Consider the following 10,404-nt stretch of genomic DNA (forward strand, 5'->3'; position numbering starts at 1 on the left):
CTTTTTCTCCACTTTTTTCTTCTTTTCCAGCGCCTCTTTTTTCTTCTCTTCCATCATGACGGCGTCTTTGAGCTCCTCTTCGCCGTCGAAACGGGCGCCATCAAGGAATTTGGACTGATCATCGAACTGTCCGCTGCGCAGGCCCCAGAGCAGGGCCACGAGTCCGAGAGCACCCAGGAAAGTGGAGACCCCCAGCATCAGGGCCATGATCGAATCGCTCATGTTTTTCCTTTCATTCAATAGTTGCAGGTTGCAAGCACGGGGCTTCGCCCCTCTATGTTGCTTGAAAAGAGGTGAGAAGGTGGGATCGCGCTTCGCGCTGGTGAGAAAGTGGGAAGGTATTAAAACTTATACTACCCACACTCTTACTCTCTCACTTTCTCACCCCTTCTTTTATAAAAGCGTTGCAAAGCAACGCATACCGAAATTCTTCACTCTTCACTCCTCACTCCCAACTTGATACGCATTGAGTTCCCCACAACAAAAAGGGAGCTCAAACTCATGGACAGCGCAGCGATGAGGGGATTGACGTAACCCAAGACGGCCAGGGGGACGGCGACGCTGTTGTAGAGGACCGAGAATCCCAGGTTTTGTTTGACGCTGCGGAAGGTCCGTCGGCCGATGAGAAAAGCATCGGCCAGGTGTTGGGGGCGGTCTTCCAGCAGGACTACGTCGCTGACCTCGATGGCGATGTCGGCACCGCTGCCCATGGCGATGGCGATGTCGCTGCGGGCCAGGGCGATGGCGTCGTTGATCCCATCGCCGGCCATGACGACGGTATGCCCCTCCTGGTGGAAGCGGTCGATCATTTCGGCTTTGTCCTGGGGCAGCAGGCGGGCATAGGTTTCGTCGATCCCCGCCTCCAGGGCGATGCGGCGTGCCGCCGCTTCGTGATCGCCGGTGAGCATCACCACCTTGACCCCCAGGGCCTTGATGGCGGTGATCGCTTCGTAGGCGCCCTCTTTGAGCCGGTCGCGCAGTTCGATCACGGTGGTAATTTTACCGTCAATGGCAAAGAGAAAGAGGGTCTCCTGGGATTGGAGATCGACGGGAATCGAAAGGGCTTCCATCAGGGCGACGTTCCCTCCGGCCAGCTTTTGTCCGTGGTATTCGGCGGTCACTCCCTGGGCCTGGATCTCTTTGAAGGCTTCCAGCTCCAGAGTGCGTAGTTCGGGGTAGCGCTCCCGCAGGTAGCGGGCGACGCCCTGGCTGACGGGGTGGTTGCTCCCGGCAACGAGCGAGAGCAGCAGCGCCGGATCAAAGCCCTCGAAGGTTTTGAAACTCACTACGCTGGGACGTCCTTCGGTGACGGTGCCGGTCTTGTCCACCGCCAGGAGGTCGCATTTGGCCATGGTCTCCAGCTGGGCTGCCTCTTTGAAGAGGATGCCCCGTTTGGCGGCCCGGGAGATCCCCACCAACGTCGCCATGGGAGTGGCCAGCCCCAGGGCACAGGGACAGGCGATGACGATGACACTGATGGCCACGATCAGGGCCCGTTCGAATGAACCGCTGTACCAGAGCCATCCGGCAAAAGTCAGCAGAGCAATGGAGAGGATGACGACGGAGAAGTAGCCCGAGACTACATTGGCCAGCTGCTCGATTCTGGGCTTTTTGGTCACGGCGTCACCGAGGAGTTCCGTGATCTGATGCAGCAGAGAATCTTCGGCCCGTTTGGTGGCTTCGTAGCGCACCACCGAATCGAGACAGATGGTGCCGCTGAGGATCTCGTCGCCTTCTTGCTTGAGGATCGGTTCACTCTCGCCGGTGAGGGGACTCTCGTCGAAGAGGGCGCTGCCCTGGCGGATGATCCCGTCGATGGCCACCTTCTCTCCCGGCTTGAGCTCGATGAGGTCGCCGGGGACGATGTTTTCGATGGAGACCAGGGCTTTTTCTCCCTCTTTGACGACGGTGGCCTCCGTGGGCATGGAGCCGATGATTTTGTCGAGGGTATCCACCGCCTGGCGCTTGCTGAGCACCTCTAGGTATTTTCCTACCAGGACAAAGGTGATGATCATCGTCACCGAATCGAAGTAGACCTCCCCCTTGAGGGTGATCATGGCGTAGATGGAGTAGAGATAGGCCAGGGTTGCGCCGGAGGCAACGAGAACATCCATATTGATGAAGCGGTTTTTGAGCCCGAACCAGGCTCCGCGGAAGAAGATCCATCCGCTGTAGAAGAGGGTCGGGGTCGCCAGGAGAAATTCGGCGATATTGAGGATGTTTTTGTGCCCCTTTTCCATGCCGGTGAAGTAGCCGGCGTATTGGGCGATGGCGATCCACATGATGTTCATGGTGGCGAAGACGCCCACCAGGATCCGTGAGTAGTAGTCGTTGCGAACCTTGACGGCCCGCTCCTCCTGGAGAGAGGGATCGTAGGGGTAGGCGTTGTAGCCGATGTTGCGGATGGTCTCGATGATCTGGGAGAGGCGGATCTGCTCCGGGTCCCAGATCACTTTGGCCTTGTTGTTGGAGTAGTTGATGGTCGCTTCGATAACGCCGGGGGTCTGGTGGAGCACCTTTTCGTTGAGCCAGACGCAGGCCGAGCAGTGGATCCCCTCGATGATGAGGTGGATCTCGTTGAACCCCTCGGGGGTGGTGCGGACATATTTGTTGTGGAAGCCCTCCAGGTCGAAGCGCTCCAGATCCTCTTTTTTGCTACGGGCTTTGTCGGCGGGTTCCAGGGTCTGATTGCCCAGCTTGTCGTAGAAAGTATCGAGCCCTTCCGATCGGAGGAGATGATAGACCCCCTGACACCCCTTGCAGCAGAAGTAGAGTGTTTTGCCGTTCTCCTCTTCGGTGATCATCACCGATTCGTCAAACTCCAGATGACAGTGGGTGCAGGGGACTCGGGCCAAACTTTCACTCCTGGATTATGTGGGTTTTGTAAGATAGGAGTGATTTTAGCCAAAAAGGGTAAACCTTTTGGGAATTGAGGATTGAGAATGGAGAATGGAGAATTTTTGGATTTTGGATTTTCAGAGCTATTCCTATGCCAGTGTGAAGCCTTTGGCTGCCAGGAGGACCAGCAGTCCGGCGGCGAAGCCCGCCAGCACATCGTCGAGCATTACCCCAAGCCCGCCCCGGAGATTTCGGCGGATCCATCCGATGGTGGAGGGGCTCCAGAGATTGAAGAGCAGATAGGCGCCCAGGGCGCCGCCGGAGAGGAGCCAGAGGTTTACCGCAGAGGCAGGCAGCCAGGCCAGGGCCGAGGCGCTGACACAGAGCGCCACCCAGACCCCTACCGCCTCGTCGATGACGATGAAGGGGGCATCGTGCTCCACTCCCCGGTTCTCGGCCTTGGTGATCTCGAAGATCCCGATGATGAAGAGGGCGAAGGCCAGGGTGAAGAGACTCTCCGCGCCTAAAAGGTAGATCCATCCCAGCCCGAGGACCCAGGCGATGAGTGTCGCGCTGATCCGGGGAGCCGGCAGACGTCCCGCGCCGAAAAAGGTTAGAAAGATGTCTGAGAATTTCATGATCGGGCCTTTGTTATTGGTGTATTGGTATATTGGTTATTGGGAGAGCCTTCGGCGCTTTTGTAAATTTTCCATTCTCCATCCTCAATTCTGACGCGAGTCAGAGACTCACGTCAGCGAGCTTGTCTGATAGAGTTCCATCAGTTTCACATAGAACTGCTCGTCAGTCTTGGGCTCCAGGAGTCCGCTACTGGGCATCAGGGAGTAGTAGATCTCCTGGAGATTTCCGAAACGGTTGGGGAAGAGGGCGGTCAAGATGCTGGCGGAGATCTCTTTGCGGACCAGAATCGGCGGGGGGAGGATGCCGTTTTGGATCAAGGACATGATCGATTCGGAGTGGTAGTGGATGTGGTGGTGCTGCCCGTGGGGGCAGGTTTGGGTGCTCACCAGCGTACGGCAGGTATCACAGTAGACATATTCATCCACGGTCGTGATTTGCAGCTCCAGATCACTTAGGGTATCGAAAATGGTGTTGAGACGGTTCTGATCGTAGTAGAGTCCCAGGCCGGCGTGGTTTTTGCCGATGACCAGTTCGTTGCAGCCGCAGTTTTTTGCCACCAGGGCATCGAGGACCAGTTCGTTGTATCCGGCGAAGATGTAGGTATTTTCGAAAGGGACTACCAGGACCTTGTTGCGGGGAAGAAAATTGTCGATAAAAAGCTGCAGCGCGTTGTGGCGAATATCGTAGCGGAGGCCTTCGTTGGTGAAAGGTTTGCGCAGAAAGAGGATCACCAGATCGGCGTCGGTGAGGGTCTGGCGGATGATCCGTTCATGGGCTCGGTTGAGAGGATTGGCGGCCAGCATCATGGCCGAGACTTTTTGTGCGCCGGTGCGGTGAATCATCTGCCGGATCCGATTGACGGTATCGCGGATCAGGGGGTATTCGACCCGGTAGGGGCCGCTGACGGCAAAGTTTCCGAGACGGGCCATGGTATTTTTGACCCCGGGGTGAGCAGGATCCGCCGAGCCGTAGATATGGATCAGGCGCTCCTGGGGATCGATGGGAAAGACCTCTTCGACTGTCAGTTCTCCCACCTTTTGCCCCTCGCAGACCAGCTCCACCTCCTCGCCGGGCTGCAGGCTCTTCAGAGTCTCTTCGTTACGACGCCCTTTGGGAGCGAGGATGAAAGAAAAGGGGAAAGGCAGCCCCCGGTACAGATGGCTCCGGTCGACCTCTTCAGCTTCCCGGCGTCCCATGAGCCGGGTAACGGGAGCCAACAATCCCTCCTGGACCAGGGCCAGAGTGGAGAGGGCTTCGGTATCGATATAGAGGGTCTTATTTCTTTTTGAAGAGGTCATACTTTTTCCTTTTTTCCCAGAGGCTTTTTCGGGAGATTCCCAGCTTTTTGCTCAGTTCCGTATCGGGGAATTTGTACTGGAAGGTCCGGACGATGTACTGCACATATTCGTCGATGGTCAGGATTTCGTCCTGATCGTAGAGTTTGTTGCCTGCCGTCAGGGTCAGAGTGGGGAAGGGGGTCTCCACCTCCGAGGAACTGTCAGTGAGAATGAAAGTTTTGCCCTCCAGCAGTTCGAAGAGCTGTTCCCTCTCGTTCTTCTTCAGTTTTTCCAGATGGATGATGTAGCCGATATGTTCATCGTCCAGTGCCGCCACTTTCTCTTTCCAGCCGCTCTCCTCCAGAGAGATCAGGGTCAGGATGTTCTTTTTGACCCGGTTGAATTTGAGCGCCAGTTTGTCGGCGGCCCGCTGATAGTTGGTCCGGATCACGACGGGCAGACTGACATTTTCTGGTTCGAGCTCACACTCTACTTCCCGGTAGAGGTGGTCCAGATACTCTTCGTAGAAGCGGTTGCGTTCCTGGAGCATCCGGTAGTTGTGAAAGTGTTCGATTTTGCGGATCAGCTCCTCGATCATGAAAGGCTTGACAATGTAGTCCCGTGCCCCGGCTTTGAGAGGTTCGCCTACGGTGTCGTTATTGATATAGTTGACCATCAGCAGGACGTTCTTCTCTTTGAACTTTTCGATCAGAGGGAGGAAATTCTGGCCGGGAAGATTGGTCGAGAGGAGATAGACATCCCCCTGGGCTGCCATCGCCTCCTTGACCGAACTGTAGATCTCGGTTTCGAAATGAAACTCCGAGAGTTTGGCGGCGATACTCTGGGCCAGGTAGAGTTCGTTTTCGATAATGACGATCTTCATGATTTTTTGCTCCAATCGTAGATTCCCAGGGTGGCGACGGCGTGGACGGCTACCCCCTCCTCACGGCCGACGAACCCCATCTTCTCCGCCGTCGTGGCTTTGACATTGACCCGGGCAGGAAGCAGGCCCATGGTGCGGGCCAGCTGCTGCCGGATCTGCGTTTTGTAAGGCCCGAGTTTCGGGACCTGGGCCAGGATTGTCAGATCCGCCTGCAGGGGGACCAGTCCGCAGCTGCGGATGCGGCTGAGCACCTCCTCCAGGAGCTCCATCGAGTCGGCGCCTTTCCAGCAGGGATCGGTGTCGGGGAAGTGTTCGCCGATATCCCCCATTCCCGCGGCACCCAGCAGGGCGTCGATGAGGGCATGAACCGCCACGTCCCCGTCACTGTGAGCCTTGAAACCGACGGGAGAGTCGATGGGGACGCCCCCCAGAACCATCGGCTTCCCCGCTTCGAAGGCATGAATATCCAGCCCGTATCCCGTCAATGTCCGGGAAGCAGGCGGGATGAGGCAGTCGAGTTGATGGAGATCCCCGGGGTGGGTCAGCTTCCGGGCTCTGGAGGATCCTTCTACAAAGAGGATCCGGCCACCGGCGGCATGGATGGCACTGCTTTCATCGGTGAACGTCTCTTCAAGATCCAGAGCTTTTCGCAGTATCGGAGTGCGGCTGAGCTGGGGAGTCTGAATCAGTCGGACTGCATTTCGTTCCACAGGGCGATTCTCGTAATAAACCGTATCGACTGCCTGGAGAGCCGGAACGATGCAGTCGGCCTCTCCCTTTTTCTCCAGCACCCGTTTCACCATGGCCTCGTCGAGGCAGCAGCGGGCGATATCGTTGACCAGCACCCATTCGCGGCTAACCCGTTTCAACGCATTGGCAAGAGAGGCCTGACGGCTGGAGCCGCCGGGAACAAAGGTGTAGTCGGCGAACTGTTTCATATATGCCAACTCATCGGGATGGCCGGTGACGATGATCTCCTCGAACCCGAAAGCCTCCTGGTACTGCCGGGCGACAAGAAGCCAGAGGGGAATCTCCCCCTGATAGAGCCACTGTTTTTTTACCGGGAGGCCGAAGCGGGTAGAGCTTCCGGCCGCCAAGAGAATGAGAGAAGGTTTGCTCACAAAGTTCCTTTTTGTATCATCTGGATCAATATAATGTATTATTGTCTTCCCTACGTTATCAGGAAGAAGTGTAAATCTAATTCATGTGTAACGAAATTATACACCCATCAGCTTAGAGAGAAAAAACAGATACTTTTTGAAACATAGCATCTTCAAAAGAATAAGAATAGACTCTTTTTTTGCCAAACATGACAATTTTACTCAGGATTTTCCATATTTTTATGTTTCCTTTAAGATTGCGTTGGTATAACTGCATAAATCCGAAGAAGATGAGGACCGACTATGAGAGAAGCATGGCTCAAAGCACGGGAAAATGACCCCGTCCGAACCCAGATGTACTATGCCCGGCAGGGGATCGTCACCGAAGAGATGAAGGCGATCGCCGCCAAAGAACGGATCGATCCGGAGTTCTTGCGCAGTGAAGTGGCCCGCGGCCGCTGCATCATCCCCGCCAACGTCAACCATACCCATCTCGACCCCATGGCGATTGGGATGGCGGTTAGCTGCAAGATCAATGCCAACATCGGCTCTTCGGCTCTGGCCAGTGACATCTCCGGCGAGATCGAAAAGGTCGACGTCTGCCTCAAATACGGGGCCGATACCATCATGGACCTCTCTACCGGCGGGGACCTGGACGCGATCCGTGAAGCGGTGATCGCCCACTCTACGGTTCCCATCGGGACGGTTCCCATCTATCAGATTCTCCATGATATCAATGACAAGGTGGAGGACCTCACCATCGATATCATGCTCAAGACCCTGGAGAAGCAGGCGCAGCAGGGGGTGAGCTACTTCACGATCCACGCGGGATTCCTGCTGCGCTTCATGCCCCACGTGGCCAAGCGAAAAATGGGGATCGTCAGCCGGGGCGGCTCTTTGATGGCGGCCTGGATGATGCACCACCATCGGGAGAATCCCTTCTACGAAGCTTTTGACGAGATCCTGGATATCTGCCGCCGCTACGATGTCTCCCTCTCCCTGGGCGACTCCCTGCGCCCGGGTTGTCTGGCCGACGCCAGCGACGAGGCGCAGCTAAGCGAGCTCAAAGTGCTGGGAGAGCTGACGCTCAAAGCCTGGGAGAAGGATGTGCAGGTGATGATCGAAGGGCCCGGCCACGTGCCCCTGAACCAGATCGAGCGCAACATGAAGCTGGAACGCGAATATTGCCACGAAGCGCCCTTCTACATCCTGGGGCCGCTGGTGACCGACATCGCCGCAGGATACGACCATATCAGCTCCGCCATCGGCGCGGCGGTGGGCGGCTGGCACGGGGCGAGTATGCTCTGCTACGTCACCCCCAAAGAGCACCTGGGCCTCCCCAACGCCGCGGATGTGCGCGAGGGGATCATCGCCTACAAGATCGCGGCCCATGCCGCCGATATCGCCCGTGGCCGCCCGGGAGCGAGGGACGTGGATGACGCCATGAGTGATGCCCGCTACGGCTTTGACTGGAACCGGCAGTTCGAGCTGGCCCTCGACCCCGACCGGGCTCGGGAGTACCACGACGAAACTCTGCCCCAGGATGTCTTCAAGGAGGCGGAGTTCTGCTCTATGTGCGGGCCGAAGTTTTGCTCCTACAAGATCACGCAGAGTATCGTCGAGGAGCATGGAGAGACGATGAAGGATGAGAAACTAGTAACGAGTAACTAGTCACTAGTAACGAGTCTTGCGACTTGCGACGTGAGGAGCAAAGCTCCGTGCTTGCGACTTCACACAACACGTAACACTAAATTCAAGGAGTTTAAATGACAGAAGAAAAAGTATTGGATGCGTTGAGAAACGTGATCTATCCCGGGTTTACCAAAGATATCGTCAGTTTCAATTTCGTCAAGGGAATCGAGATCGACGACAACGATCGGGTCAAAGTGACGGTGGAGATCACCTCCAGCGCCGACGAGGTGAAGATGCAGCTGATCAAGGATATCGAGACCGAACTGGCCAAGGCGGGAGCCGAAGATGTCTATGTGGAGATCATCGCCCCCAAGAAACCGGTGGAGCGCAGCAACTCCATGACCGGTAAAAACATCGCACCCCAGGTCAAAAACTTCCTGATGATCAGCTCCGGCAAGGGAGGAGTGGGTAAATCGACTACCTCTGTCAACCTGGCTATCGCCATGGCGATGCAGGGCAAGAAAGTGGGATTGCTGGATGCCGATATCTACGGCCCCAACATTCCCCGGATGATGGGGATCGAGGATGTCAAGCCCGAGGTGGTTGGCAACAAGGTCAAGCCTATCGAAGCCTATGGCATCGAAGTGATGAGTATGGGGAGTCTCATGGAGCCCGGCCAATCACTGATCTGGCGCGGTGCCATGATCATGAAGGCCATCGAGCAGTTCCTGCGGGATATTCTCTGGAGCGATCTGGATGTGCTGGTGATCGACATGCCTCCCGGGACCGGTGACGCCCAGCTGACCCTGGCCCAGAGTGTCCCTGTCACTGCCGGTGTCACCGTCACCACGCCCCAGGAAGTGAGCCTGGACGATAGCCGCCGGAGCCTCGATATGTTCCAGAAGCTCCATATCCCCATCGCCGGACTCATCGAGAATATGAGCGGCTTCATCTGTCCCGGTGACGGCAAGGAGTACGACATCTTCGGCATGGGAACCTCCGAGCCCGTGGCCAAAGAGTACGGCACCGAGCTGCTGGCCCGCATTCCCATTGAGCCTCAGGTCCGCATCGGCGGAGACACCGGCAAGCCGGTGACCTACACCCAGCCCGAGAGCGAAACCGCCAAGCGTTTCCAGGAGGCGGCCGGCAAAGTGATCGCCTTCATGGAGAAGGTCAACGAAGAAGGCGGTGCCGACAACGCCGCGATCCAGCCCACGACCCCTCCGGGTGTCAGCGCCTGCAGTATGAAGTAAACTCCCCGCTTTTCCGGGGGAGTTTCCCGGTTTTTCAAGTTTTTTTCAGCTTCCTTCGCTAATATTCTAATCCACTTTCAGTCGGGGTGTGGCGCAGTCTGGCTAGCGCGCTACCTTGGGGTGGTAGAGGTCGCAGGTTCGAGTCCTGTCACTCCGACCATTTCTTACAACTCTTCATAATTTTCTCGTAGTAAAGTCCAACAATTTTTCCTCGCATTCAAAGAAGGTCCTTATCCGATCAAAGCGCATATAAGATAATAAATTATTATAATTGAGTATATTTTAAGAAGAACTATAGATATATATTGATATGATCTTTCATCATAATTGATGAAAGTGAGGTATTCCCATGAAATTTCTGACCAAGCTCTTTGCCCTGATAGGGCTCCTAACTATTGCCGGTGTGATCTACGCCTGGACCGTTTTGGATCTGGGGACCCGGATCCAGCAGATGAAACAACTCGATCCCAAAGCCAAGGATGTCTATACCCATATGATGACGACCCTGCTCGAAACCGGAGACATCGGCAAAGCGACGGTCCGCAAAGTCAAAGTAGACAAAGGCATCAGTCCCGATGAAGTGGTGGATGCTCTCAATAGCGTCGCCACCGAAATGGGGATTAAACCTGTCGGAGATCTGCCCCTCTCCAAAGAGGTGGCACTGCGCACCGGTAAGCCCCAGCCCTATACACGGGTCCTCAGCTACTGCAACCCCGCCATCGCCATCAAGATGGTCAAATGGTCCATGGCGTACGGAGCCTACCTCCCCTGCCGCATTACGC

9 protein-coding genes and 1 tRNA gene are annotated in these 10,404 nt (G+C 56.1%); 4 read left to right on the plus strand and 6 right to left on the minus strand.

Features of this window, described 5'->3' with window-relative positions:
* From ccoS to F8I07_RS06090, 6 genes are all read right to left on the minus strand, one after another.
* The coding region (gene ccoS / locus F8I07_RS06065; RefSeq protein ID WP_292657069.1) for a cbb3-type cytochrome oxidase assembly protein CcoS at positions 1–222 on the minus strand (222 nt) is incomplete at its 3' end.
* Between the two features lie 209 nt (positions 223–431).
* Positions 432–2,855: a heavy metal translocating P-type ATPase gene (locus tag F8I07_RS06070; RefSeq protein ID WP_292657072.1), complete on the minus strand. Its 2,424-nt coding sequence runs from the start codon at positions 2,853–2,855 to the stop codon at positions 432–434.
* A gap of 132 nt (positions 2,856–2,987) precedes the next feature.
* Positions 2,988–3,476 (minus strand): phosphatidylglycerophosphatase A, encoded by a 489-nt coding sequence (locus F8I07_RS06075; protein ID WP_292657073.1) that lies wholly within the window; start codon positions 3,474–3,476, stop codon positions 2,988–2,990.
* Between the two features lie 108 nt (positions 3,477–3,584).
* Positions 3,585–4,775, minus strand: coding sequence for a sulfate adenylyltransferase (locus tag F8I07_RS06080; protein WP_292657074.1), 1,191 nt, complete (start codon positions 4,773–4,775; stop codon positions 3,585–3,587).
* Positions 4,753–5,637, minus strand: a complete 885-nt coding sequence (locus tag F8I07_RS06085; protein WP_292657076.1) for a response regulator — start codon at positions 5,635–5,637, stop codon at positions 4,753–4,755. Before F8I07_RS06085 ends, F8I07_RS06080 begins: the two co-directional genes overlap by 23 nt.
* Positions 5,634–6,758, minus strand: coding sequence for a bifunctional 2-C-methyl-D-erythritol 4-phosphate cytidylyltransferase/2-C-methyl-D-erythritol 2,4-cyclodiphosphate synthase (locus F8I07_RS06090; protein ID WP_292657079.1), 1,125 nt, complete (start codon positions 6,756–6,758; stop codon positions 5,634–5,636). Before F8I07_RS06090 ends, F8I07_RS06085 begins: the two co-directional genes overlap by 4 nt.
* 282 nt (positions 6,759–7,040) lie before the next feature.
* On the opposite strand from F8I07_RS06090, the gene thiC reads away from it, so the two are divergent.
* The 4 genes from thiC to F8I07_RS06110 all read left to right on the plus strand — a co-directional run.
* Entirely contained in the window at positions 7,041–8,408 is a 1,368-nt protein-coding gene (gene thiC / locus F8I07_RS06095) for a phosphomethylpyrimidine synthase ThiC (RefSeq protein ID WP_292657081.1), read from the plus strand.
* 95 nt (positions 8,409–8,503) lie between these two features.
* Entirely contained in the window at positions 8,504–9,622 is a 1,119-nt protein-coding gene (locus tag F8I07_RS06100; RefSeq protein WP_292657084.1) for an Mrp/NBP35 family ATP-binding protein, read from the plus strand.
* Between the two features lie 82 nt (positions 9,623–9,704).
* Positions 9,705–9,782 (plus strand) — tRNA-Pro (locus F8I07_RS06105).
* 189 nt (positions 9,783–9,971) lie between these two features.
* The coding region (locus F8I07_RS06110) for a DUF302 domain-containing protein (RefSeq protein ID WP_292657086.1) at positions 9,972–10,404 on the plus strand (433 nt) is incomplete at its 3' end.

This window comes from Nitratifractor sp. (assembly GCF_015487065.1).
GTDB lineage: Bacteria > Campylobacterota > Campylobacteria > Campylobacterales > Sulfurovaceae > Nitratifractor.